General features: G+C 63.0%; 16 protein-coding genes, 2 tRNA genes and 1 pseudogene. All 19 read left to right on the forward strand.

Features of this window, described 5'->3' with window-relative positions; genetic code table 11:
- Positions 1-72 precede the first annotated feature (72 nt).
- Positions 73-148 (forward strand) — tRNA-Trp (locus JC881_RS31000).
- A 104-nt stretch (positions 149-252) separates the two neighbouring features.
- Entirely contained in the window at positions 253-636 is a 384-nt protein-coding gene (secE, locus tag JC881_RS31005; protein WP_007831049.1) for a preprotein translocase subunit SecE, read from the forward strand.
- Positions 637-639: 3 nt separating this feature from the next.
- Complete coding sequence (gene nusG, locus JC881_RS31010; protein ID WP_042579443.1) at positions 640-1,242, forward strand: transcription termination/antitermination protein NusG; 603 nt, start codon at positions 640-642, stop codon at positions 1,240-1,242.
- Between the two features lie 135 nt (positions 1,243-1,377).
- A complete protein-coding gene (rplK, locus tag JC881_RS31015) occupies positions 1,378-1,809 on the forward strand; it encodes a 50S ribosomal protein L11 (protein ID WP_013539105.1) in 432 nt (143 codons plus the stop codon).
- On the forward strand, positions 1,810-2,508 hold the full coding sequence (gene rplA / locus JC881_RS31020) for a 50S ribosomal protein L1 (RefSeq protein ID WP_198789612.1): 699 nt from the start codon (positions 1,810-1,812) through the stop codon (positions 2,506-2,508).
- Between the two features lie 251 nt (positions 2,509-2,759).
- Positions 2,760-3,302, forward strand: coding sequence for a 50S ribosomal protein L10 (gene rplJ / locus JC881_RS31025; RefSeq protein WP_198789613.1), 543 nt, complete (start codon positions 2,760-2,762; stop codon positions 3,300-3,302).
- Between the two features lie 46 nt (positions 3,303-3,348).
- Positions 3,349-3,720 (forward strand): 50S ribosomal protein L7/L12, encoded by a 372-nt coding sequence (gene rplL / locus JC881_RS31030; protein WP_198789614.1) that lies wholly within the window; start codon positions 3,349-3,351, stop codon positions 3,718-3,720.
- 256 nt (positions 3,721-3,976) lie between these two features.
- A complete protein-coding gene (gene rpoB / locus JC881_RS31035; RefSeq protein WP_198789615.1) occupies positions 3,977-8,101 on the forward strand; it encodes a DNA-directed RNA polymerase subunit beta in 4,125 nt (1,374 codons plus the stop codon).
- A 21-nt stretch (positions 8,102-8,122) separates the two neighbouring features.
- The gene (rpoC, locus tag JC881_RS31040; protein WP_198789616.1) at positions 8,123-12,352 is read left to right on the forward strand and encodes a DNA-directed RNA polymerase subunit beta'; all 4,230 of its coding nucleotides are present in this window, start codon (positions 8,123-8,125) and stop codon (positions 12,350-12,352) included.
- Positions 12,353-12,450: 98 nt separating this feature from the next.
- The gene (locus tag JC881_RS31045) at positions 12,451-13,053 is read left to right on the forward strand and encodes a lema family protein (protein WP_198789617.1); all 603 of its coding nucleotides are present in this window, start codon (positions 12,451-12,453) and stop codon (positions 13,051-13,053) included.
- A 124-nt stretch (positions 13,054-13,177) separates the two neighbouring features.
- Positions 13,178-14,503, forward strand: a complete 1,326-nt coding sequence (gene rsmB / locus JC881_RS31050; protein WP_198789642.1) for a 16S rRNA (cytosine(967)-C(5))-methyltransferase RsmB — start codon at positions 13,178-13,180, stop codon at positions 14,501-14,503.
- 28 nt (positions 14,504-14,531) lie between these two features.
- Positions 14,532-15,131, forward strand: a complete 600-nt coding sequence (locus tag JC881_RS31055; RefSeq protein ID WP_198789618.1) for a DUF4390 domain-containing protein — start codon at positions 14,532-14,534, stop codon at positions 15,129-15,131.
- Complete coding sequence (locus JC881_RS31060) at positions 15,128-17,458, forward strand: sensor histidine kinase (RefSeq protein ID WP_198789619.1); 2,331 nt, start codon at positions 15,128-15,130, stop codon at positions 17,456-17,458. Before JC881_RS31055 ends, JC881_RS31060 begins: the two co-directional genes overlap by 4 nt.
- A gap of 79 nt (positions 17,459-17,537) precedes the next feature.
- Positions 17,538-18,239 (forward strand): response regulator, encoded by a 702-nt coding sequence (locus JC881_RS31065; RefSeq protein ID WP_093441973.1) that lies wholly within the window; start codon positions 17,538-17,540, stop codon positions 18,237-18,239.
- An 18-nt stretch (positions 18,240-18,257) separates the two neighbouring features.
- A tRNA-Phe gene (locus JC881_RS31070) sits at positions 18,258-18,333 on the forward strand.
- A 172-nt stretch (positions 18,334-18,505) separates the two neighbouring features.
- A complete protein-coding gene (locus JC881_RS31075) occupies positions 18,506-19,924 on the forward strand; it encodes a tyrosine-type recombinase/integrase (RefSeq protein ID WP_198789620.1) in 1,419 nt (472 codons plus the stop codon).
- Positions 19,921-21,125 (forward strand): annotated as a pseudogene (locus tag JC881_RS31080) (PDDEXK nuclease domain-containing protein). The gene JC881_RS31075 and the pseudogene JC881_RS31080 overlap by 4 nt, the downstream one beginning before the upstream one ends.
- 12 nt (positions 21,126-21,137) lie before the next feature.
- Positions 21,138-21,392 carry a type II toxin-antitoxin system Phd/YefM family antitoxin gene (locus tag JC881_RS31085; RefSeq protein ID WP_198789621.1) on the forward strand — a complete coding sequence of 85 codons (255 nt, stop codon included), beginning with the start codon at positions 21,138-21,140 and terminating at the stop codon, positions 21,390-21,392.
- A gap of 446 nt (positions 21,393-21,838) precedes the next feature.
- Positions 21,839-25,498: a Druantia anti-phage system protein DruA gene (locus tag JC881_RS31090; protein ID WP_198789622.1), complete on the forward strand. Its 3,660-nt coding sequence runs from the start codon at positions 21,839-21,841 to the stop codon at positions 25,496-25,498.
- Positions 25,499-25,506: the final 8 nt, after the last annotated feature.

Consider the following 25,506-nt stretch of genomic DNA (forward strand, 5'->3'; position numbering starts at 1 on the left):
GGCGGCCGTACCGTGGGTTCGGGCGTCGTGGCAAAGATCCTCGACATCTAAGCCGAGCGAAAAGAGTACCGGAGGGGTATAGCTCAATTGGCAGAGCGTCGGTCTCCAAAACCGAAGGTTGTAGGTTCGATTCCTACTGCCCCTGCCACCTAGGTGGCACTCCGAAAAAAGCCCGTCGTGTCCCGACGGGCTTCGGCGTCTCAAGAGACGCATTGAATTGAAGGTCGAAAGACCACAGGAAATCAGCCAAACATGGCCACTTCTCAAATCGAAACCGTGAGCACGGGCGCCGACAAGGCCAAATTGGCCGCGGCCGTGGTGCTGGCAGTGGGCGCCATCGTGGCGTTCTACCTGCTGTCGCGCCAGGGCTCGCTGGTGCAATGGGCTGCGCTGCTGGTCGGCCTGGCCGCGGCCGTGGGTGCCTTCGGCAGCTCGGAGAATGGCCGTCAGTTGTGGGCCTTCGGCCGCGACTCGTGGCGCGAGGTCAAGAAGGTCGTCTGGCCGACCCGCAAGGAAGCGATGCAGATGACGGCTTATGTGTTCGCTTTCGTGGCGATCATGTCCGTCTTCCTCTGGCTCACCGACAAGACGCTCGAATGGGTGTTTTTCGACCTCATTCTGGGCTGGAGAAAATAAGCAATGACCGACGACGTAGTTGAAACCACGCCGGAAGAGGAGAACACTCCGATCCTGGCTCCCGCCGCCAACCCCGATCTGCGTTGGTACGTGGTGCATGCCTATTCGGGCATGGAGAAGGCCGTCGAGCGCAACATCACCGAGCGCATCAACCGCGCCGGCATGCAGGACAAGTTCGGCCGCATCCTGGTCCCGACCGAAGAAGTGGTCGAGATCAAGAATGGCCAGAAGCGCACCACCGAGCGCCGCTTCTTCCCCGGTTACGTGCTGGTCGAAATGATCATGGACGACGAGAGCTGGCACCTGGTGAAGCACACCAACAAGGTGACGGGTTTCGTGGGCGGCGCCAAGAACCGTCCGGCCCCGATCTCGCAGAAAGAGGTCGAGGACATCGTCAGCCAGATGCAGCAGGGCACCGAGAAGCCGCGTCACAAGGTCGAGTTCACCGTCGGCGAATTCGTGCGCGTCAAGGAAGGCCCGTTCACCGACTTCAATGGCACGGTGGAAGACGTCAACTACGAGAAGAGCAAGGTCAGTGTGTCGGTCATGATTTTCGGCCGCTCCACGCCCGTCGAACTCGAATTCAGCCAGGTCGAGAAGACCTGAGCCCCAGGCCGAAAGGCCTGAACGATTTCCGGCTGCGCGCTATCCGACTCGGTGCGCGGCCTTGAGCAGAAGAGTCGTCTAACCCCGGGGAGCTGCGGCGAAAGCCAAGGCGATATCACCCGCAAGGAGCAAAAAATGGCGAAAAAAATCGTCGGCTTCGTCAAGCTGCAAGTGCCAGCTGGTAAGGCCAACCCATCACCACCGATCGGTCCCGCATTGGGCCAACGTGGTTTGAACATCATGGAGTTCTGCAAGGCGTTCAATGCGCAGACGCAGAGCTACGAGCCGGGTCTGGCGCTGCCGGTGGTCATCACCGCGTTCGCCGACAAGAGCTTCACCTTCATCATCAAGTCGCCGCCCGCCGGCGTGCTGATCAAGAAGGCAATCAAGCTGGACAAGGGTTCGGCCCGTCCGCACCTGGACAAGGTCGGCAAGATCACGCGCGCTCAGCTCGAAGAAATCGCCAAGACCAAGATGAAGGACCTGACGGCCGCCGACATGGACGCCGCGGTTCGCACCATCGCCGGTACTGCCCGCTCGATGGGCGTGAATGTGGAGGGCGTGTAAATGTCCAAGATCACCAAGAAGCAAAAAGCGCTCGAAGGCAAGGTCGACAGCAACAAGCTGTACGCCCTGGCTGAAGCCATCGGCCTCGTCAAGGAAGCCGCCACTGCCAAGTTCGACGAATCGATCGACGTGGCCGTGCAGTTGGGCATCGACGCGAAGAAGTCGGACCAGGTCGTGCGTGGCGCCGTCGTGCTGCCCAACGGCACGGGCAAGACCAAGCGCGTGGCTGTGTTCGCCCAAGGCGCCAAGGCTGAAGAAGCCAAGGCCGCCGGCGCCGACATCGTCGGCATGGACGACCTCGCCGCGATGGTCAAGGCTGGCGACATGCCTTTCGACGTCGTGATCGCTGCCCCCGATGCCATGCGCGTCGTCGGTACGCTCGGCCAGATCCTCGGCCCGCGCGGTCTGATGCCCAACCCCAAGGTTGGCACCGTGACCCCGGACGTCGCCACGGCCGTGAAGAACGCCAAGGCTGGCCAGGTCCAGTTCCGCGTCGACAAGGCCGGCATCATCCACGGCACGATCGGCCGTCGTTCGTTCGACACCGACAAGCTGCAAGGCAATCTGGTTGCGCTGATCGACGCGCTGGTCAAGGCCAAGCCGGCCACCAGCAAGGGCGTGTTCCTGCGCAAGGTGGCAGTTTCGTCGACGATGGGTCTGGGTGTCCGCGTGGACACGCAAACCATCTCGGCAAGCTAAGAGAAGAGATTGGCCCGGCGCCGAAAGGCGCAGGGCGAATGTGGTGGGTCGCGGCAGCTTCGGTTGCCGTGAGCCATCCAAGACCGCTGGTGTGCAGGGTGCCTGCACTTAATTGCCGGACCTTTTGTCCGGCCATCAGCGCAGATGGCGACCCCGCTGCAAGGAATTTGTTTTTGTTCCGAAACAGTTGGTCGCTGCATGAAAGCGCGATCCGAGGCCCCGGCCGACGGTCGCATTAAAAGGAGTAGACCTTGAGTCTGAATCGCAGTGAGAAAGAAGCGGTCATCAGTGATGTGACCAGCCTCGCCGCAAAAGCTCAAACGCTCGTGCTGGCGGAATACCGTGGCATCACGGTTGCCGATATGACCAAACTGCGTACTGAAGCACGCAGCAAGGGTGTGACTCTCAGCGTGTTCAAGAACACGCTGGCACGCCGTGCTGTGGTTGGTAGCGCATTCGAAGTCATTGGCGACCAGATGACCGGCCCGCTGATCTACGGCTTTTCCGAAGACGCAGTGGCCGCCGCCAAGGTGGTGGCCGACTTCGCGAAGACCAACGACAAGTTGGTGATTCGCGGCGGTGCGTTTGGCGGCAAGGTCCTGGACGTGAACGGCGTGAAGCAACTCGCAAGCATCCCTTCGAAGGAAGTGCTGCTGGCGCAATTGCTGGGCTTGATGCAATCCCCGATTTCCCGTACGGCACGCGTTCTCGCGGCGCTGGCCGCGAAGCGTGGCGAAGGCGAAGCAGCACCCGCAGCCGATGCACCGGCAGAAGCCGAGGCGCAGCCCGCATAAGCCGGCTTGCGTTTGAAATATTCAACCCAATTGTTAGGAAACAAAAATGGCATTCGATAAAGACGCATTTCTGACCGCGCTCGACAGCATGACGGTCCTGGAACTCAACGAACTGGTGAAAGCCATCGAAGAGAAGTTTGGCGTGAGCGCTGCCGCCATGGCAGGTCCCGCAGCTGCCGGCCCCGCCGCCGCAGTGGCCGAAGAACAAACCGAATTCAACGTCGTGCTGGCCGATGTCGGCGCGAACAAGGTGTCGGTCATCAAGGCCGTGCGCGAAATCACCGGCCTGGGCCTCAAGGAAGCCAAGGACCTGGTGGAAGCCGCTCCCAAGGCTGTCAAGGAAGCCCTGTCCAAGGCTGACGCTGAAGCCGCCAAGAAGAAGCTGGAAGAAGCCGGCGCCAAGGTGGAACTGAAGTAATTCAGACCCCCTAGAGGGCTGGAGGCGCCTGAAAAGGCCCTCCAGCCTTTGCCGCTTTCAGAGCGCACCCGAAAGACGCCATGCCGATGCGTTTTTCGAGTGTCTTCTGACCCCGACTGCAGAAGACCCCTTGGTTCGGGCGATGTGCAACGCATCGCTGTCCGCCAACGGCTGGTAGTGGCCAGCCGCCAAGCAGTGGTGCCGTTCGTCCGGCATTGCTGACAAGTCGCTGAAGATCTCAAGCTCCGGAGCTCTCATGGCCCAATCGTCCGCGTACAGTTACACCGAACGCAAGCGCATCCGAAAAAGTTTCGGTAATCGCGACAGCGTCGTCGAAATCCCCTACCTGCTGCAGATGCAGAAAGACGCGTACACCGCGTTCCTGCAAGCCGGCATCGCCCCCAAACAACGCACCGTCGAAGGCCTGCAGGCCGCGTTCGACGCCGCCTTCCCGATCGTCTCGCACAACGGTTTCGTCGAGATGAAGTTCCTCGAGTACAACCTGGCGAAGCCGGCGTTCGACGTGCGCGAGTGCCAGACCCGCGGTCTGACCTTCGCCTCGGCCGTGCGCGCCAAGGTGCAGCTCATCATCTATGACCGCGAGTCGTCGACGTCGCAGTCCAAGGTGGTCAAGGAAGTGAAGGAACAAGAGGTCTACATGGGCGAAGTGCCGCTCATGACCGAGAAGGGTTCGTTCATCATCAACGGCACCGAACGCGTGATCGTGTCCCAGCTGCACCGCTCGCCCGGCGTGTTCTTCGAACACGACAAGGGCAAGACGCACAGCTCGGGCAAGCTCCTGTTCTCGGCCCGCGTGATTCCTTACCGCGGCTCGTGGCTGGACTTCGAGTTCGACCCGAAGGACATGCTGTACTTCCGCGTGGACCGTCGCCGCAAGATGCCGGTCACGATCCTGCTCAAGGCCATCGGCCTGAACCCGGAATCGATCCTCGCGAACTTCTTCGTGAACGACAACTTCCGCCTGATGGACAGCGGCGCGCAGATGGAGTTCGTCTCCGAGCGCCTGCGCGGCGAAGTCGCGCGCTTCGACATCACCGACAAGTCGGGCAAGGTCGTGGTCGCCAAGGACAAGCGCGTCACCGCGCGCCACACGCGTGAACTGGAGCAGTCGAACACCACGCACATCAGCGTGCCGGAAGACTTCCTGGTCGGCCGCGTGATCGCCCGCAACATCGTGGACGCCGACTCCGGCGAAATCCTGGCCAAGGCCAACGACGAGCTGACCGAAGCGCTGCTCAAGAAGCTGCGCACGGCCGGCGTGCAGGACATCCAGGTCATCTACACGAACGAACTGGACCAGGGCGCGTACATCTCGCAGACGCTGCGCATCGACGAAACCGTCGACGAATTCGCAGCCCGCGTGGCCATCTACCGCATGATGCGCCCCGGCGAGCCGCCGACGGAAGACGCGGTGCAGGCTCTGTTCCAACGCCTGTTCTACAACCCAGACACGTACGACCTGTCGCGCGTGGGCCGCATGAAGTTCAACGCCAAGGTCGGCCGCGACGAATCCACCGGCCCGATGGTGCTGACCAACGAAGACATCCTGGCTGTCGTCAAGATCCTCGTGGACCTGCGCAACGGCAACGGCGAAGTCGACGACATCGACCACCTGGGCAACCGCCGCGTGCGTTGCGTGGGCGAACTGGCCGAGAACCAGTACCGCACGGGTCTCGCACGTATCGAGAAGGCCGTGAAGGAACGTCTGGGCCAGGCCGAGCAAGAGCCGTTGATGCCGCACGACCTGATCAACAGCAAGCCGATCTCGGCCGCGCTGAAGGAATTCTTCGGCGCCTCGCAGCTGTCGCAGTTCATGGACCAGACGAACCCGCTGTCCGAAATCACCCACAAGCGCCGCGTGTCGGCCCTTGGCCCGGGTGGTCTGACGCGTGAACGTGCAGGCTTCGAAGTGCGCGACGTGCACGTGACCCATTACGGCCGCGTGTGCCCGATCGAAACGCCTGAAGGCCCGAACATCGGCCTGATCAACTCGCTGGCCCTGTACGCCCGCCTCAACGAATACGGCTTCATCGAGACGCCGTACCGTCGTGTGGCCGACAGCAAGGTCACCAACGAGATCGACTACCTCTCGGCCATCGAGGAAGGCAAGTACGTCATCGCCCAGGCCAATGCGGCCCTGGACAAGGACGGCGTGCTGACCGGCGACCTGGTCTCGGCGCGTGAAGCCGGCGAATCGATCTTGGTCGGTGCCGAACGCATCCAGTACATGGACGTGTCGCCCGCGCAGATCGTGTCGGTGGCTGCCTCGCTCGTGCCGTTCCTGGAGCACGACGATGCGAACCGCGCGCTGATGGGCGCCAACATGCAGCGTCAGGCCGTGCCCGTGCTGCGCCCCGAAAAGCCGATGGTCGGTACCGGTATCGAGCGCGTCTCCGCGGTCGACTCGGGCACCGTGGTCACGGCCACCCGCGGCGGCATCGTCGACTACGTCGATGCAACGCGCGTCGTGGTGCGCGTGAACGACGCCGAAGCGGCTGCCGGTGAAGTCGGTGTGGACATCTACAACCTGATCAAGTATCAGCGTTCGAACCAGAACACCAACATCCACCAGCGTCCGATCGTCAAGCGCGGCGACAAGATCGCCAAGGGCGACGTGATCGCCGACGGCGCATCGACCGACCTGGGTGAGCTGGCCCTCGGCCAGAACATGCTGATCGCGTTCATGCCCTGGAACGGCTACAACTTCGAAGACTCGATCCTGATCTCCGAACGCGTCGTTGCCGAAGACCGCTACACCTCGATCCACATCGAGGAACTGGTGGTGATGGCCCGCGACACGAAGCTGGGCGCCGAAGAAATCACGCGCGACATCCCGAACCTGGCCGAGCAGCAGCTCAACCGCCTGGACGAATCCGGCATCATTTATGTCGGCGCCGAAGTGCAACCGGGCGACACGCTGGTGGGCAAGGTCACGCCGAAGGGCGAGACCACCCTCACGCCTGAAGAGAAGCTGCTTCGCGCCATCTTCGGCGAGAAGGCTTCCGACGTGAAGGACACGTCGCTGCGCGTGGACCAGGGCTCGCAAGGCACCGTGATCGACGTGCAGGTGTTCACCCGCGAAGGCATCACGCGCGACAAGCGCGCGCAGCAGATCATCGACGATGAACTCAAGCGCTTCCGCCTCGACCTGAACGACCAGCTGCGCATCGTCGAAGCCGACGCGTTCGACCGTATCGAGAAGCTCCTGACCGGCAAGGTCGCCAACGGCGGCCCCAACAAGCTGGCCAAGGGCACCAAGCTGGACAAGGCTTATCTCGCGTCGGTCGAGAAGTTCCACTGGTTCGACATCCGCCCGGCGGACGACGAAGTGGCCACGCAGCTCGAGTCGATCAAGAACTCGCTGGAGCAGACGCGCCACAGCTTCGACCTCGCGTTCGAAGAAAAGCGCAAGAAGCTCACGCAGGGCGACGAGCTGCCCGCGGGCGTGCTCAAGATGGTCAAGGTCTACCTGGCCGTCAAGCGCCGCCTGCAGCCGGGCGACAAGATGGCCGGCCGTCACGGCAACAAGGGCGTGGTGTCCAAGATCGTTCCGGTCGAAGACATGCCCCACATGGCCGACGGCACGCCGTGCGACATCTGCCTGAACCCGCTGGGCGTGCCTTCGCGGATGAACGTGGGCCAGGTGCTCGAAGTGCATCTGGGCTGGGCCGGCAAGGGCATCGGCCAGCGCATCGGCGACCTGCTGCAGCAAGAGGCCAAGGTGGCCGAAGTGCGCAAGTTCATGGAGCAGCTGTACAACGGCTCGGGCCGTCCGGAAGACCTCGCCCAGCTGAGCGACAGCGACGTGCTCGCCATGGCGGCCAACCTGCAAAGCGGCGCGACCTTCGCCACGCCGGTGTTCGACGGTGCCTCGGAAGAAGAAATCCGCGGCATGTTGAAGCTCGCCTACCCGGACGACATCGCCAAGCTCAAGGGCCTGACCGATACGCGCACCCAGGCGTACCTGTACGACGGCCGCAGCGGCGACCAGTTCGAGCGTCCCGTCACCATCGGCTACATGCACTTCTTGAAGCTGCACCACCTGGTCGACGACAAGATGCACGCCCGTTCGACCGGCCCGTACTCGCTCGTCACGCAGCAACCGCTGGGCGGCAAGGCGCAGTTCGGCGGCCAGCGTTTCGGGGAAATGGAAGTGTGGGCGCTGGAAGCTTACGGCGCCGCCTACGTCCTGCAGGAAATGCTGACCGTGAAGTCCGACGACGTGCAAGGCCGTACCAAGGTGTACGAAAGCATCGTCAAGGGCGAACACTCGATCGAAGCCGGCATGCCGGAATCGTTCAACGTGCTGGTCAAGGAAATTCGTTCGCTGGGGCTCGACATCGAGCTCGAGCGTTCTTAATTTGAAAAGGGAAAGAGTCTTATGAAATCGCTACTCGACCTGTTCAAGCAATTCACGCCCGATGAGCATTTCGATGCCATCAAGATCGGCATGGCTTCGCCCGAGAAGATCCGCTCGTGGTCTTTCGGTGAAGTGAAGAAGCCCGAGACGATCAACTACCGCACGTTCAAGCCCGAGCGCGACGGTCTCTTCTGCGCCAAGATCTTCGGCCCCATCAAGGACTACGAGTGCCTGTGCGGCAAGTACAAGCGCCTGAAGCACCGCGGCGTGATCTGCGAGAAGTGCGGCGTTGAAGTCACGCAGACCAAGGTGCGTCGCGAGCGCATGGGTCACATCGACCTGGCCGCGCCCTGCGCCCACATCTGGTTCCTGAAGTCGCTGCCGTCGCGCCTGGGCCTCGTGCTCGACATGACGCTGCGCGACATCGAACGCGTGCTGTACTTCGAAGCCTACGTGATCACCGACCCCGGCATGACCCCGCTGAAGAAGTTCGGCATCATGTCCGAGGACGACTACGACGCCAAGCGCAAGGAATTCGGCGACGAATTCGTGGCCAAGATGGGCGCCGAAGGCATCAAGGACCTGCTGGAAGGCATCGAGCTCGACAGCGAGATCGAGCGCCTGCGCGGTGACCTGACCGGCTCCGAAGTCAAGGTCAAGAAGAACTCCAAGCGCCTGAAGGTGCTGGAAGCCTTCCGCAAGTCGGGCATCAAGCCCCAGTGGATGGTGCTCGAGGTGCTGCCCGTGCTGCCGCCGGACCTGCGTCCGCTGGTGCCGCTGGACGGCGGCCGCTTCGCGACCTCCGATCTGAACGACCTGTACCGCCGCGTCATCAACCGCAATTCGCGTCTGCGCCGCCTGCTGGAGCTGAAGGCTCCGGAAATCATCGCGCGCAACGAAAAGCGGATGCTGCAGGAAGCGGTCGACTCGCTGCTGGACAACGGCCGTCGCGGCAAGGCCATGACGGGCGCCAACAAGCGCGCGCTCAAGTCGCTGGCCGACATGATCAAGGGCAAGAGCGGTCGTTTCCGCCAGAACTTGCTGGGCAAGCGCGTGGACTACTCGGGCCGTTCGGTCATCGTGGTGGGCCCGACGCTCAAGCTGCACCAGTGCGGCCTGCCCAAGCTGATGGCGCTCGAGCTGTTCAAGCCCTTCATCTTCTCGCGCCTGGAAGCCATGGGCATCGCGACGACGATCAAGGCTGCCAAGAAGGAAGTCGAATCGGGCACGCCGGTGGTCTGGGACATCCTGGAAGAAGTGATCAAGGAACACCCGGTCATGCTGAACCGTGCGCCCACGCTGCACCGGTTGGGCATCCAGGCGTTCGAGCCGATCCTGATCGAAGGCAAGGCGATCCAGCTGCACCCGCTGGTTTGCGCGGCCTTCAACGCCGACTTCGACGGCGACCAGATGGCCGTTCACGTGCCGCTGTCGGTGGAAGCGCAGATGGAAGCCCGCACGCTGATGCTGGCCTCCAACAACGTGCTGTTCCCGGCGTCGGGCGAACCGTCGATCGTTCCTTCGCAGGACGTGGTGCTGGGTCTGTACTACACGACCCGCGACCGCATCAACGGCAAGGGCGAGGGCCTGATCTTCTCCGACATCGGTGAAGTGCAGCGCGCGCTGGACGCCAACGAGGTCGAGCTCACCGCCAAGGTGGCAGTGCGCATCACGGAATACACCAAGGACAAGGAAACCGGCGTCTTCACGCCGTCGACCTCGCTCGTGGACACCACCGTGGGCCGCGCGCTGCTGTCCGAGATCCTGCCCAAGGGCCTGCCGTTCTCGAACATCAACAAGGCGCTGAAGAAGAAGGAAATTTCCAAGCTCATCAACGTCTCGTTCCGCAAGTGCGGCCTGAAAGAGACCGTCGTGTTCGCCGACAAGCTGCTGCAAAACGGCTTCCGCCTGGCGACCAAGGCCGGTATCTCGATCGCGATCGACGACATGCTGGTGCCCGCCGAGAAGCACGGCATCATCGAGCGCTCGGCCAAGGAAGTGAAGGAGATCGAACAGCAGTACGTCTCCGGTCTCGTGACCTCCGGCGAGCGCTACAACAAGGTGGTGGACATCTGGGGCAAGGCCGGCGACGAAGTGTCCAAGGTCATGATGGCCAAGCTGTCCAAGCAGAAGGTCATCGACCGTCACGGCAAGGAAGTCGAGCAGGAGTCGTTCAACTCCATCTACATGATGGCCGACTCCGGCGCCCGCGGTTCCGCAGCGCAGATTCGCCAGGTGGCCGGTATGCGGGGCCTGATGGCCAAGCCGGACGGCTCGATCATCGAGACGCCCATTACCGCGAACTTCCGCGAAGGCCTGAACGTGCTGGAGTACTTCATCTCCACCCACGGTGCCCGCAAGGGTCTGGCCGACACGGCGCTGAAGACGGCGAACTCGGGTTACCTCACCCGTCGTCTGGTCGACGTGACGCAAGACTTGGTCGTGACCGAGCAGGACTGCGGCACGCACGGCGGCTACCTGATGCGCGCCATCGTCGAAGGCGGTGAAGTGATCGAGTCGCTGCGCGACCGAATCCTGGGCCGCTCGGCTGCGGACGACGTGCTGCATCCGGAAAACCGTTCGGTGCTGCTGAAGGCCGGCGAGATGTTCGACGAAGACAACATCGAAGTCCTGGAAGCCCAGGGCGTCGACGAAGTCAAGGTCCGCACCGCGCTGACCTGCGAAACCCGCTTCGGCATCTGCGCGACCTGCTACGGCCGCGACCTGGGCCGCGGCGGCCTGATCAACATCGGCGAAGCCGTCGGTGTGATCGCGGCGCAGTCGATCGGCGAACCCGGCACGCAGCTGACGATGCGTACGTTCCACATCGGTGGCGCGGCATCGCGTGCAGCGGTGGCCTCGAGCGTCGAAGCCAAGTCCAACGGCGTGATCGGCTTCAACGCCACGATGCGCTATGTGACCAACAGCAAGAACGAGCTGGTGGTGATTGCACGTTCGGGCGAGATCGTCATCCATGACGAACACGGCCGCGAGCGCGAACGCCACAAGGTGCCGTACGGCGCGATCCTGGCGGTCAAGGCCGACCAGCAGATCAAGGCCGGCCACGTGCTCGCCAACTGGGATCCGCTGACGCGCCCGATCATCACCGAGTTCGCCGGCAAGACGCAGTTCGAGAACGTCGAGGAAGGCCTCACGGTTGCCAAGCAGGTGGACGAAGTGACCGGTCTGTCGACCCTGGTCGTGATCGACCCGAAGCGCCGCGGCGCTGCCAAGGTCGTGCGCCCGCAGGTCAAGCTCATCGACGCCTCGGGCGCCGAAGTGAAGATCCCGGGCACCGACCACTCGGTGACGATCGGCTTCCCGATCGGCTCGCTGGTGCAGATCCGCGACGGCCAGGACGTGGGCCCCGGCGAAGTGCTGGCGCGTATTCCGGTCGAAGGCCAGAAGACCCGCGACATCACCGGCGGTCTGCCGCGTGTTGCCGAGCTGTTCGAAGCCCGTTCGCCGAAGGACAAGGGCATGCTGGCCGAAATGACCGGTACCGTGTCGTTCGGCAAGGAGACCAAGGGCAAGATCCGCCTGCAGATCACCGATCCCGAAGGCGGCGTCTACGAAGACCTCGTGCCGAAGGAAAAGAACATCCTGGTGCACGAAGGCCAGGTGGTGAACAAGGGCGAGTCCGTGGTCGACGGTCCGGCGGACCCGCAGGACATCCTGCGCCTCCTGGGTTCGGAAGAACTGGCGCGCTACATCGTGGACGAAGTGCAGGACGTGTACCGCTTGCAGGGTGTGAAGATCAACGACAAGCACATCGAGGTGATCGTTCGCCAGATGCTGCGCCGCGTCGTGGTCGACAACATCGGCGAGACCAGCTACATCTCCGGCGAACAGGTCGAACGCAGCGAAATGCTCAACACCAACGACGCCCTGCGCGCCGAAGGCAAGATCCCCGCGACGTTCACGAACCTGCTGCTGGGTATCACGAAGGCGTCGCTGTCGACCGACTCGTTCATCTCGGCTGCTTCGTTCCAGGAAACGACGCGCGTGCTGACCGAAGCCGCGATCATGGGCAAGCGCGACGAGCTGCGCGGTCTGAAGGAAAACGTCATCGTCGGCCGCCTGATTCCCGCAGGCACCGGCATGGCCTACCACCAGGCACGCAGGGCCAAGGACGCGATGGACGACGCCGAGCGCCGCGCCATTGCCGAATCCGAAGCCGCCGAACTGGCGGGTTCCTCGAGCGATGCGACGAGCACGGCCGACGCCAGCGAAGGCGCAGCGACCGAATAAGCGGCTAGCATCACCGGCCATGACCGGTACCCCACGCCCCCCGACCGCCCCCGGTTGGGGGGCGTTTTTCTTTGTGCTTGGATGAGGTGTCGTTTCCGATGAGCGTGTTGCCCGAATCGCTGGCCAGCTGGATCGTCATTGCGGTGCTGCTGTTCTGGTTTGTCGGCGCCTACAACCGGCTGGTGCGCCTGCGCGCGGCGGTGCTGCAGGCCTATGCGACGCTGGACGCGGCGCTGGGCAGGCAGTTGGATTTCGTGCAGGCCAGCATCACCGCGGCGCCGCAAGCCAATCCACCGTCGCAGGAGCTCCTGTCGTCAATCGCGCCGCTGCAGGCGGCCACCACCCAGCTGGCGACCCTTTTGGGCGCAACACGGCTGCACCCGCTCGATGCCGGCGGCATGGCCGCGCTGGGCACCGCGCTGCAGGTTCTGGTCTCCGCCTGGCAGCGCCAGCATCCGGATGCGGTGACGGTCTTCGATGCCGACGGGACGCTGTCGCGCCCGATGCCGGCGCAGCCCGGTGCCGTTGCCGCGCCGAACGCGGCCGAGCCGATCGCCTGGCCCGAACCCTCGGCGGCCGCGGAAATCGCGCGCAGCCAGTTCAACATGGCGGTGGGGCACTACAACGACGCGATCGTCCAGTTTCCGGCGCTGCTGGTGGCATGGGCCGTGCGTCTGCGTCCCGCCGCGCCCCTGCGCTGACAGGACGCCTGGACGCCTTTTCCTTCTTTACATTGCACGGCGTAGTGCCTTTGGCCCGCCCGTTACCATCCGCCCCAACTTGTCAGAACTACCTTCCGTTTCCCCCGGCAACGCAGCGCCCTCGCTGCAGCCGCCGCTCTGGCGCCAGCTGCAACTGACGGCGGGCGCGCTCGCGTCGATCCGCGCCGGCACCTCGGGCTCCGTCGCATTCGAGGCCGTCGAGCCCGCGCTGCGGCCCGGCGTGCAGGCGCTCGGCTTCCAGGTGCTGCGCTGGCTCGGCCGCGCCGAGGCGCTGCGCCGCCATCTGGCCAAGCGCACGCCGCCGCCGTTGCCCGACGCCTTGCTCTGCACCGCGCTGGGTCTCGCCTGGGACGCCGAACGCGCGCCCTACGAACCCTTCACGCTGGTCGACCAGGCCGTCGAGGCGGCCAAGCGCAATCCGGCGACCCGGGCGCAGGCCAGCTTCATCAACGCGTGCCTGCGCCGGTTCCTGCGCGAGCGCGACGAACTCGTCGCCATCACTGACCAGGAGCCGGTCGCGCAATGGAACCATCCGCGCTGGTGGATCGAGAAGCTCAAGCGCGACCACCCCCGCGACTGGCAGCGGATCCTGAACGCGGACAACGCGCAGGCGCCGATGACTTTGCGCGTCAACACCCAGAAATCCACGGCCGCTGCTTATCTGCTGGCGCTGGAAGCCGCAGGGCTCCCGGCCACGCGCGTCGGCGCCAGCGGCCTCCAGCTCGGACGCGCGCGGCCCGTGCAGCAGTTGCCCGGTTTCGCGGAGGGCGCCTCTTCGGTGCAGGACGCGGCCGCGCAGATGGCGGCGCCCCTGCTGCTGGATGGCCTGCTCCCGGTGAAGCCCGGCGCCGCGCCGCTGCGCGTGCTCGACGCCTGCGCCGCCCCCGGCGGCAAGACCGCGCACCTGCTCGAACTGGCCGGCCCCGGCGCCGCCGAGGTGATCGCCCTGGAGGTCGACGCCTTGCGCAGCCGCCGGATCGACGAAACCCTGAGCCGTCTCGGCCTGCAGGCCAAGGTGGTGGTGGCCGATGCGGCGCGCCCCGCCGACTGGTGGGACGGCACGCCGTTCGACGCCATCCTGCTCGATGCACCGTGCACCGCTTCGGGGATCGTGCGCCGCCATCCCGACGTTCGCTGGCTGCGCCGCGAGAGCGACACCGCCCAGTTGGCGGCCCAGCAGGCCGCGCTCCTGGCGGCGCTCTGGCCGCTCGTGCGGCCCGGCGGTCGGCTCCTTTACTGCACCTGTTCCGTCTTCCGGGAAGAGGGCTCGCAACAAATTGATGCGTTCCTTGCACACAACACTGACGCACGATTGCAACCGTCCCCGGGCCATTTGCTGCCCCAAAGCGGGGGGAATGTCCGTGGCGTCCCGGACAATCCCTCAGGTGACCACGACGGCTTCTTCTACGCCCTGCTTGAAAAACGCTGAGTCCGCTCGGCCGCGCCGAACGGTCCTGATGGCCGTGTTCCTGCTGGTCTGGGCGCTGCTGCTGGCGTGGCTTCCGGCCCCGGCGGCTGCGCAGAACCGGCCGGGCGCGGCGATCACCCAGATGCGACTGGAGCAGGCCGACGACGGCGTGTATCTCAGCGCCGGCGTGCAGTTCGAGCTGCCCTCGCTGGTCGAGGAGGTGCTCGACAAGGGCATCGCCATCTACTTCGTGGCCGAGGCCGAGATGTACCAGGAGCGCTGGTACTGGACCGACCGCAAGGTCGCCCAGGTCACGCGCCACATGCGGCTCGCCTACCAGCCGCTCACCCGCCGCTGGCGCCTGAACGTGTCGCCGGTGCCGATCACCGGCGCCGCGGGCTTCGGCATCTCCCTGAACCAGAATTTCGACAGCCTGGGCGACGCGCTCGAAGCCATCAAGCGCATCGGCCGCCTGCGCATGGGCGACGCCGCCGAGATCGGCGACGACCCGCTGCACCAGGTGACGTTCCGCTTCCGCCTGGACACCTCGCAGCTGCCGCGGCCGTTCCAGATCGGCGTGGTCGGGCAGGCCGACTGGAACATCTCGGCCGAGCGCACCGCCAAGCTCGCGCTGGAGAAGCAGCGGTGAGCAGCAAACCGCGCAGCGGCGCAGCGGCCACACCCGCCGCACGCCGCTCGCGCGCGATGCGCTGGGCCGTGGGTGTCGGCGCGGCGATGGTCACGGCCATCGGCCTGGTGCTGATGTTCCTGCTGGCCCAGGCCACCAACAACCGGGAGCTGTACGAGCGCTATTACGTGCGCCTGTTCGGCATCAACGTCGTGGTGGCGGTGCTGCTGGTGCTGGTGATCGGCTGGGTCGCCTTCCGGCTGCTGCGGCGGTTGCGCCAGGGCAAGTTCGGCAGCCGCCTGCTGATCAAGCTGGCGGCCATCTTCGCGCTGGTGGGCGTGGTGCCGGGCGCGCTGGTGTACGTCGTGTCCTATCAGTTCGTCGAGCGCTCCATCGAGAGCTGGTTCGACGTCAAGGTCGAGGGCGCGCTGGACGCCGGCCTGAACCTGGGGCGCGCCACGCTCGATTCGCTGTCCGACGACCTCGCGGCCAAGACCCGCGTGGCGAGCGCGCAGCTGTCGTCGGTGTCCGATGCGAGCGCCGGTCTCGCGCTGGAGCGCATCCGCGACCAGCTCGAGGCGAGCGACGTGGTGCTGTGGACGGGCACCGGACAGCTCATCGCCGGCGCGGGCACCTCGCGCTTCCAGCTCAACCCCGATCGGCCGACCGCGCAGCAGTTCCGCCAGGTGCGCCCGGACCGGCCGCTCGCGCACGTCGAGGGCCTGGACGAAACCGCCGCGCCCGGCGCGACGCCGCCCGTGGCGAGCGTGCGCGCGCTGGCCATGGTGCAGCGGCCCGGCTTCGACTTCGACACCGCGCCGCGCTACCTGCAGGTCACGCGGCCGCTGCCGCCGGCCGTGGTCAAGAACGCGCTGGACGTGCAGGAAGCCAATCGCGAATACCAGGAGCGGGCGCTTGCGCGCGGCGGCCTTCGCCGCATGTACATCGGCACGCTCACGCTGAGCCTGTTCCTCGCGGTGTTCGGCGCGGTGCTGCTGGCCGTGCTGTTCGGCAACCAGCTCGCGCGTCCGCTGCTCGTGCTGGCCGACGGCGTGCGCCAGGTGGCCGCCGGCGACCTGCGGCCCACCGCCGTGCTGCAGGGCAAGGACGAGCTGGGCGGCCTCACGCGCTCGTTCGCCGTCATGACGCAGCAGCTGGCCGACGCGCGCGGCGCGGTCGAAAAGACCATGGGCCAGCTCGACGCGGCCCGCGCCAACCTGCAGACCATCCTGGACAACCTGACCTCGGGCGTGATCGTGCTCGACGCCAAGGGCACCGTGCTCTCGACCAACCCGGGCGCCACCCGCGTGCTGCGCGCGCCGCTGGCCGCCTACGAAGGCCAGGCGCTCATCGACGTGCCGGGCCTGGCCGACTTCGGCGCCAAGGTGCAGCAGCAGTTCGACGAGTTCCAGGTCGAGCGCATGCAGCACGGCCTGGACCACTGGCAGCACGCCTTCGAGCTGCACGCCACCGGCATGGACCTGCCGCAGCAGGACGGCGCGATCAACATCGTGGCGCGCGGCGCGGAGCTGCCCGGCGCGGCGCGCCTCCTGGTGTTCGACGACATCTCCGAGATCGTCTCGGCCCAGCGCGCGCAGGCCTGGGGCGAGGTGGCGCGGCGCCTGGCGCACGAGATCAAGAACCCGCTCACGCCGATCCAGCTTTCGGCCGAGCGCCTGGAGATGAAGCTCTCGGGCAAGGTGGCGGCGCCCGAGCAGGCGATCCTGGTGAAGTCGGTCAAGACCATCGTTGACCAGGTCGATGCGATGAAGCGGCTGGTGAACGAATTCCGCGACTACGCGCGGCTGCCCGCGGCCGACCTGAAGCCCGTCGACCTGAACGCGCTGCTGGCCGACGTGCTGCAGCTCTATCACGCGGAGAACCTGCCGATCGTGCTGCGCTCGGAGCTCGACGTGCGCTGCCCGCCCATCCGCGGCGACGAGCAGCAGATCCGCCAGGTCATCCACAACCTGCTGCAGAACGCGCAGGACGCCGCCGAGGCCGCCGCCAGCAGCACGGGGCGGGCGGGCGAGGTCGTCATCCGCACCCGGCTGGGCGATTCGGGCCAGCGCGTGCGCCTCACGGTGCAGGACAGCGGCCCGGGCTTTGCAGAAAATATCCTGAAGCGCGCGTTCGAGCCCTACGTCACGACGAAAACAAAAGGTACCGGTTTGGGGCTCGCGGTGGTGAAGAAGATCGCCGATGAGCACGGCGCGCGCATCGAGCTTTCCAACCGCGTTGTCGACGGGGCTGTGGCAGGGGCGCAAGTCTCGCTATCATTCGCGCTGGCAGGCGAGCCGCGGGCAGCGGCCGCTCACACCGAAGACTCGAAGTCTTCCACCGCCTGAGCGCCAACAAAATCCAGCGCGAGGGCGCTGGACGGGCCAGCGGACCAACACCTACCAGCGCATACAACAAGCAGCACTCATGGCAAACATTCTCGTGGTCGATGACGAGCTGGGCATCCGGGACCTGCTCTTCGAAATTCTCAATGACGAAGGCCACAACGTGGAGCTCGCGGAAAACGCCGCCGAGGCACGCGCCGCGCGGCAACGCGCGCGGCCCGATCTCGTATTGCTCGACATCTGGATGCCCGACACCGACGGCGTCACGCTGCTCAAGGAGTGGTCCACCGCCGGCCTCCTGAGCATGCCCGTCATCATGATGAGCGGCCACGCCACCATCGACACCGCGGTCGACGCGACGCGCATCGGCGCCTTCGCCTTCCTCGAAAAACCGATCACGTTGCAGAAGCTGCTCAAGGCCGTGGAGCAGGGCCTGGCGCGCGAGAGCGCACGGCGCGCCGCGGCGGGCGTGGTGCCCGCGCCGGCCGGCGGCCACCAGGCAGCGGCGATTACCACCACGGGCGACAGCCTGCTGATGGCATCGCTGGCCTCGGTGCCGGTGCCCGATGCCGGTCCGCAATCGACCCAGAGCTTCGACCTCGACCGCCCGCTGCGCGACGCACGCGACGGCTTCGAGAAAGCGTACTTCGAATTCCACCTGGCGATGGAGAACGGCTCGATGACCCGCGTCGCCGAGAAAACCGGGCTGGAACGCACCCATCTTTATCGCAAGCTCAAACAACTTGGCGTCGATCTTTCAAGAGGGCGCAGAAGCGCTGTATAATCTAGGGCTGCACACAATGGCCCGGTAGCTCAGTTGGTAGAGCAGCGGATTGAAAATCCGCGTGTCGGTGGTTCGATTCCGCCCCAGGCCACCATTTTTCTTTCTCGGTAGATCCCAAGACAGCTCAAAAGCCCTTGTACATCAAGGACTTAGCCTCAAAAAGGCGGCTCAAGCGGCATCACCGAATCTCACAAAGTCCCGTTCTTGCGCGTACCCCACGGTGTACCCCAGACTGCTTTTCAATTGCAGTCGATTTTGGGTACACCATGGGGCAACTCAACGAGCTTCTGATCAAGGCGGCAGCGCCGCGGGACAAGGAATATTTGCTGGCGGACGGCGACGGTCTGTACCTTCGCGTACGGCCGACCGGCAAGGCGTGGGTCTATCGCTACAAACGGCATGGCAAGGAAGCCAAGCTCAGCATCGGGCACTACCCGGTGGTGACGCTTGCGGCGGCGCGCAGGAAGGCGCGTGCCGAGGCCGAGAAGCGCGCCGAAGGCGTCGATCCCCGCGAGGCACGGCGGGTGGAGGGAGAGCGTGTTCGCGTTGCCCGCCTCAATACCTTTGAACGAACTGCCCGTGCATGGCACGCGCAGGCGTGGAAAGACCGCACATGGTCCGCCGGCTATGCCGAGAAGGTGATGCGCCACCTGGAATTGCACATCTTCCCTTGGATCGGTGCGCTGGCCATGGAGGCCATCTTGCCGACTGAGGTGGTCCGATGCCTTCACCGCATCAAGGAGCGCGGCAATCTGGAGACGGCGCAGCGCGTTCGCGAGGCCGTACAGCACGTGTTTCAGTACGCCGTCGATGTGGGGGCGCTGGAGCCGGCAAAGAACTTCGTGAATAGCCGTACTGCCGGGCTGCCGCCACCTCGCACGCGCCACTATGCAGCCATCACGGACCCGCAGAAACTCGGCCAGTTGCTGCGCGACATGCGTGCCTACAACGGCAACGTCATCACACGCGCGGCCCTGCAGCTCTCGCCCTTGCTCTTCCAGCGGCCTGGTCAGTTGCGGCTGGCGCACTGGGAAGATGTGGATCTTGACCAGGCGCTGTGGCGTTGCCCGCCCGAGAAGATGAAGCTGCGGGAGTGGAAGAAGCGCGATGTACGCACGCCGGCTCACCTCGTGCCGCTACCGACGCAGGCGGTCGAGATCCTGCGCGACATCTATCCGCTGACCGGTCCCCGTGGGCCGATCTTTCGCAGCATGTCGAAGCGCTCCGAGAAGACGCGGTACATGAGCGACAACACCATCAACAGTGCGTTGCGCACGTTGGGGTACGACACAAAGGAACAGATCACAGGCCACGGGTTCCGCGCCACGGCGCGGACCTTGATTCGCGAACTGCTTGGGGCGGACCGTGAGGTGATCGAGCGGCACCTGGCGCATGGCTCCGATGAAGAGCTGGGTAGCGCCTATGACCGCGCCACTTTCCTGAATCAGCGGCGCAAGATGATCCAGTTGTGGGCGGATCTGCTCGATGACCTGGCTGCGGGGAAGACGTTGGAAATGCTTTCAGATACGGAGTTCGCGACAGCAAGGGGAGGCGAGATGAGCGTGGTGCAGGCGCGCTCTTTTGCCGGAACGTTGCCGATCTTGATTACCGATTCCGGGAACAGTGTGGGCACGTTGCAATCGCACACCCCCGCTGGATCTCGATCGGACGACATCAAGTCATGAGGAAAGAAATTTCTTCCTCCAAGGAGAGCGCTGCGACCTTGCCGAGCGGGTATGCCGGTATCCGAGGTGGCATCGTCGAGTTGCTCGATGCCGGAAGGCACGCAGCTGCTCGGAGCGTCAATTCATTGACGACGTCGAGCTATTGGGTGCTCGGTCGCCGCATCCTCCAGGCCGAGCAGAAAGGCAGGCGGCGAGCGGGCTATGGCGAGCAACTGATCGAGCGGCTTTCGTTGGACCTGATAGGGCAATTCGGCCGAGGGTGCAGCCGTTAGAACTTGCAGCAGATGCGCTTGTTCTTTCTCGCTTGGCCAATTCGCCAGACGGTGTCTGGCGAATCTCCCGGATTGTTGGCGCAAGAACCCGCCTCCGGGAGGCAGTCGCCGGACACACGTCCCGCAACCGAGATCAGTTTTGCCGATCCAACTCGGCCATAGCGACTTGAGGAGTTGACGCCGCTTTTCGCACTGCCTTGGTCTGCTTATGTTCGCCTGCTCTCGGTCAGGGACAGTAACGCCCGCCAGTTCTGTGAATCTGAGGCTTTGCGCGGAGGTTGGAGCGTGCGCCAACTTGATCGCCATATCGGTAGCCAGTTTTGCGGGCGTACGGCACTTGTCACGAAACAAGGCCGCGATGCTGGAAAAGGGGGCGATGCCGGCCAAGGAGGATACGGTATTGCCCGACGAGGCGGTCAGGATCCCTATGTGTTGGAATTCTTGAAACTCAAGGACGAATACTCGGAATCCGAGTTGGAAGCCCCTGATCCACCGGCTGGAAGACTTCCTGCTCAAACTTGGCGGGGACTTCAACTTCGTCGGGCGGCAGCGGAGGCTACGCATCGACCGGACTTGGTATCGGGTGGATCTGCTGTTCTTTCATCGCCGCCTGCGCTGTCTCGTCATCATCGGCCTGAAACTTGGCGGTCTACCCATGCGGACGTGAGACAAATGCATTTGTACTGCAACTACGCCAGAGAGAACCGGACATTGCCCGACGAAAACTCGCCACTCGGTCTGATCCTCTGCGCCCACAAGGGCACGCACTGGCGAGGTACACCCCTGAAATTCAAAGTTCACCTCCTCGGCTCGACGGACACAGGGTCATTAGTAGGATGCAAGTGCGAAATGACACGCAGTTTGCCGTCGCAAGACCGTCGTATCTAAATGTACATGCCTATGGTAGGCTAGTCAGCGAACTAGTCTAGGAGCAGCGCGCTATGAAGATTTGGCCTGTCCAGGATGCCAAAGCGAGACTAAGCGAGTTCCTAGAGGCTTGCGCTACGACCGGCCCTCAGATGGCCAAGCGCGGGGTGGAAGCAATTGTGCTGGTGCCTGCTGCTGAGGGGCGGCGGCGTCAAGCCTTAGCGAAACCATTACTCAAAGAATTATTGCTGTCTCATGTAGCGCGTACAGAATGCTTGATTTCGACGCGTAACGCCGTTCGCGTTCGACTTATTCCGTCCACACGGTGAGCAGGCCCGTGTACCTGCTTGATACGGACATGGTGTCCGAACTTCGTCGGCCCGGTCCGGCCGCGTGTTTGGTCCGATGGCTTGACTCGGTCGCTGATGCTGATCTGCATTTGTCAGCCGCCACGCTCGGTGAAATCCAGGCAACCATCGAACTTGTCCAAGATCAGGATGCCGCTGAGGCAACTGAGATGGACAGGTGGATCGATTTTTGACCGGCGCCTATAACGGTCTATCAATGGATGCAGAGACGTTTCGAGTGTGGTCCCGCCTCATGCATAGAGATCCGGATGCGGCGTCCGAAGATGCCGTGATTGCAGCGACCGAAAAGCGGCATGACCTCACGGTCATCACGCGCAATGTGCCTGAGTTCGAACGGTTCCAAGTGCCTCTTCTCAACCCCTTCGAGAACGCGTAAGGCAAAGCGACAGGCCGTACAGAAAAACAAAATGGAGCGCATTATTTCTAACCGACTCAAACCAAACGAGCGGTCTTTCATTGCCGTGACAAAAGACGAAGATTGGCGGCTATTCAATCCGAAGATCGATGATGACGGTTCGGTCTATGCGGCTCTTCGCCGTTTTTCCAAGCTACCGGTGGCTGGAGCCATTAGCAAACTGACAGAGTTCGCGCAAACCCTCGGTGTTTCGACGTTACCAACTCTCAAGGCCAAGGTGGCTGCGACCCTGCTCCGCGATCTGTTGATGATCGGATGGGAAGCCCATACCTCAGCTCATCACATCCACGTCAGGCCTTCGAAGCACTCGGACCCGATTTCAAGAAAAGCTCTCATTCGTCAACAACTGCTTTTTGGTCGGGATGACCAACTATCGGAGGATTCTCACCGCCGCTTCATCTACTCCATGGAGCGGCCCTCGAAGCACTCCTCAAGCAGGCCAGTAACAGACCTTATTGCCGACGGTCGCCGATTGTCTGAACAACTCAGGCCCATCGTTGCCGCCCCTCTGGAGAAACGGGCCGAATTACTTCACAGCGTTTGCCAGCCGTACGCGCAGTTGGTCAGCGATGAACGCGATGAATTCACAAATCTGCGATTGATCGATATCTGGCGATACTTCCGCCATAGTTGGAGCACCCGCTATCGTTCAAGTCCGGGTCGGAACCTTTTTTATCTCATCCGCGACGCCGCGCAACCAAGCCATCCTGTCATCGGGATCACAGCCCTAGGGAACACTGTGATGCAACTGACGCCGCGAGACAAGGCACTTGGGTGGACGGTCGATGGTTTGCTCGACCTTGTGGAACAAGGCGTGATTTCGGATGTCGAGGTCCTTCGTGCCTTTCGAGCACGTCTTGAAGAAGACTTCGATCAGATATATCGTGATGATCTGCCGGTCGATCGACGGATCGATCACAGCGTGGATGACGAAACGCTGAGCAGGTTGTCTGTGATTGAACAGGATGCGCTGAAGGACCGCGAAGACGCTTTGAGAAGCGACGAAGACAACGCGCCCAAAAGACCGGACGACCTGACGCCAAAGCGTTTGCTGGAACTCACCAAGACGCCGCTCTACCGCTCAAAGCGTGCGCGGGCGGCAAGGGAGATCTTGCGCGCCTACCGGACCATCGCGATCTGGCATTCGGGGCTCCGTGACCTGGCGGCGACTGATCACGGTGCTTGGGCGCTCAACTTGGTTATCAAACAACTGAAGAAGCGCTTTTCTGCAACCAGCATGATGGAGTTGACGGTTTGCGGCGCTGTCGCACCCTATAACCATCTGCTTGGTGGAAAGTTGGTGTGCCTTCTGATGATGAGCCCGCGTGTGGTGAACGACTACCGTGAACGATACGGGGGTACGGTCAGCATCATCGCTAGCCAGATGGCTGGTCGGCCGATTACCAAGGAACCACATCTGGCGTTTCTCGGAACCACCAGCCTGTATACCGACCATTCATCGCAGTACAACCGAGTCAAACTTCCTCGGAACACGGTGGAGGGGCAGACTGCTGAGATTGCGTATGAGCAACTCGGAAGAACAGAGGGGTTCGGCTCACCGAATCTGTCCGCAACTACGGAACTAGGGTTGGCTCAGATCGCTGAAGCGGCAAGTGGTTTCCGGAACGTCAATTTCGTATTTGGTGAGGGGCAGAGCCCCAAACTGCGGCAACTGCGCGAAGGCTTCACTCACCTGGGGTTGAATCAAACGAACCTTCTTCAGCACGGGGCGCCTCGCATCATCTACGGCGTTCCTTTGGTGACCAATCTAAAGCGCGTGTTGCTCGGTGTTGATACAGAACCTCGGTACGGCATCGATCCTTCACTGGCGTCCGCGGAGCGCACGATCGCGAATTATTGGACAGCGAGATGGCTCGCCTCTCGTCTCGACTATCTGCCGGCCTTCGAAGCGGTAACTCGTTCGACCCCGCTCACCGAGCGGGTGTCGCGTCTCGTTCCCGAGCGGCCAGCAGAAGGCGGGCCACAAAAACAACTATCGCTGAAGTCGGCCATCGGAGAGAGGAAAGAAATGCAAAGCGACACCAAGGCGGACGAACGTCTGCAATTTATCCGTTTGCTGTATCGCAACGAAAGCGCGTTCAGCGATCACGTGAGCATTAGCAGACTGAAGGAACTGAACATCAAGACCAACCTTGAAGAGGTCGTTCGCAAAGTGGTCCGCAGCGGCGGTTCTGTCGTAATCACAGGCAACGCCGGTGATGGAAAAACGCACGCGATTCTTCTCATGAAGAAAGAGCTCAAGGATGCGGAGGTGGTCACTGATGCAAGCGAACTCTCGTCCGCGGAGATCGTGCGTCGCTGGCAGGCAGCTCGCGACGAGAAGAGGCCCTTCTGCATCGCGATCAACGAGGGGCCGCTGGTTGATTTGGTACGCGAATTCAGGGGCAAGCATCAATGGCTTGAGGATATTCGGGCGCAGTTGCTGCGGTTAGTCAACTACAAGCCGTTGGAAGCAGCCACAGTGGATGACGGCGAAGCCTGGAAGCCGCAAAAGGGTGAGACGGTCATACTTGATTTAAGTCACCGCCGCGTACTGTCGCCTGACCTAGCGGGGGAGATCATCGACAAACTGACCGACGATCATTGGTACGACGCCTGCTCGGCTTGCACAGGCCAAGAAAACTGCGTTATCACTTACAACCGGACCACACTTCGTTCGCCCCTGCCGCGCGAGCGCATGGTGAAACTGTTAACTACGGTTGGGCGCTCTGGCGCAAAGATCACTTTCCGCGAGGCGCTTGCGTTCGTTTCGTACTGCATTTTCAGCGGCAAGTCATGCGAAGAGTTAAGAGAGTCCGGAACCAGTGAGTTCGCCCGGTATTACTGGAACGCTTTCGAAGGAGAAGGTGCGATCTTCGAACTGTTAAATCGCGGGATCGATCCGATGAAGCAGACCAATCCGCAAGTCGACGAGCACTTGTGGAGAGGGACTGTCGATCCGACCGATTTTGTTGGACATGGTCAGTTGCCGGTACTTCAGCGAAATTTGGACGAAGTCGCCGAAAAAGAGCAGCGCAACCTTGCTGATGAGTTCACGGCGTTGAAGCGCCGCTGGTATTTCGAGCACACGAATGGACAACTTTTCGACTTCTCAGATGCGAACAAATTATTCGTTGAACTGCAGGACACTTCGATTGCCATGGCGATTCGTCTGAGCCGCCTTATTACACTCATCAATCGCTGGTGGAACAGAGGCGGAGAAATGAAGTCGGACGCGCTTCGGCTTTGGACCAGGCTGTCCTATCAGCCGCGCGCACGCAGCCAAGCAATGGTATCGGGCTTGGCTGTGAATCGGAATCGTCTGCGACTCTACAAGCCGGAACTGGCTCCGGTCCTACGCAAGGCTTTTGGCGAGCAACCCACAAACCATCTTCTTCTCGCATCTGCGGATGATCCGCGGTTTGCGCGGCTCGTAGTGGATCCGGAATTGCTGGAAGGGCTGATTCATGGCTCACTCGCCGATGGGCAGAGTGAAGTTGCTCGGCGGTTGAGTCAGTTCAATGACACGCTCTCCCAGTACGGTGAAAAGAGTCCCGATGTGCGAACAGTGGATGTTGTGGATCCGCAAAGCGAACTGCGTACGACAGTTGTCGTCGACCTTATCAATCGCCGGTTCGACTCTGCCACCTGAAAGCAATT

This window comes from Variovorax sp. IB41 (assembly GCF_016405905.1).
In the GTDB taxonomy this organism is placed as follows: domain Bacteria; phylum Pseudomonadota; class Gammaproteobacteria; order Burkholderiales; family Burkholderiaceae_C; genus Variovorax.

What these genes read in the sequence shown, in the direction of transcription:
- secE (WP_007831049.1), top strand. Translation starts at nt 253, where the DNA reads ATGGCCACTTCTCAAATCGAAACCGTGAGCACGGGCGCCGACAAGGCC.
- nusG (WP_042579443.1), top strand. Translation starts at nt 640, where the DNA reads ATGACCGACGACGTAGTTGAAACCACGCCGGAAGAGGAGAACACTCCG.
- rplK (WP_013539105.1), top strand. Translation starts at nt 1,378, where the DNA reads ATGGCGAAAAAAATCGTCGGCTTCGTCAAGCTGCAAGTGCCAGCTGGT.
- rplA (WP_198789612.1), top strand. Translation starts at nt 1,810, where the DNA reads ATGTCCAAGATCACCAAGAAGCAAAAAGCGCTCGAAGGCAAGGTCGAC.
- rplL (WP_198789614.1), top strand. Translation starts at nt 3,349, where the DNA reads ATGGCATTCGATAAAGACGCATTTCTGACCGCGCTCGACAGCATGACG.
- rpoB (WP_198789615.1), top strand. Translation starts at nt 3,977, where the DNA reads ATGGCCCAATCGTCCGCGTACAGTTACACCGAACGCAAGCGCATCCGA.
- rpoC (WP_198789616.1), top strand. Translation starts at nt 8,123, where the DNA reads ATGAAATCGCTACTCGACCTGTTCAAGCAATTCACGCCCGATGAGCAT.
- JC881_RS31045 (WP_198789617.1), top strand. Translation starts at nt 12,451, where the DNA reads ATGAGCGTGTTGCCCGAATCGCTGGCCAGCTGGATCGTCATTGCGGTG.
- JC881_RS31055 (WP_198789618.1), top strand. Translation starts at nt 14,532, where the DNA reads ATGGCCGTGTTCCTGCTGGTCTGGGCGCTGCTGCTGGCGTGGCTTCCG.
- JC881_RS31065 (WP_093441973.1), top strand. Translation starts at nt 17,538, where the DNA reads ATGGCAAACATTCTCGTGGTCGATGACGAGCTGGGCATCCGGGACCTG.
- JC881_RS31075 (WP_198789620.1), top strand. Translation starts at nt 18,506, where the DNA reads ATGGGGCAACTCAACGAGCTTCTGATCAAGGCGGCAGCGCCGCGGGAC.
- JC881_RS31085 (WP_198789621.1), top strand. Translation starts at nt 21,138, where the DNA reads ATGAAGATTTGGCCTGTCCAGGATGCCAAAGCGAGACTAAGCGAGTTC.
- JC881_RS31090 (WP_198789622.1), top strand. Translation starts at nt 21,839, where the DNA reads ATGGAGCGCATTATTTCTAACCGACTCAAACCAAACGAGCGGTCTTTC.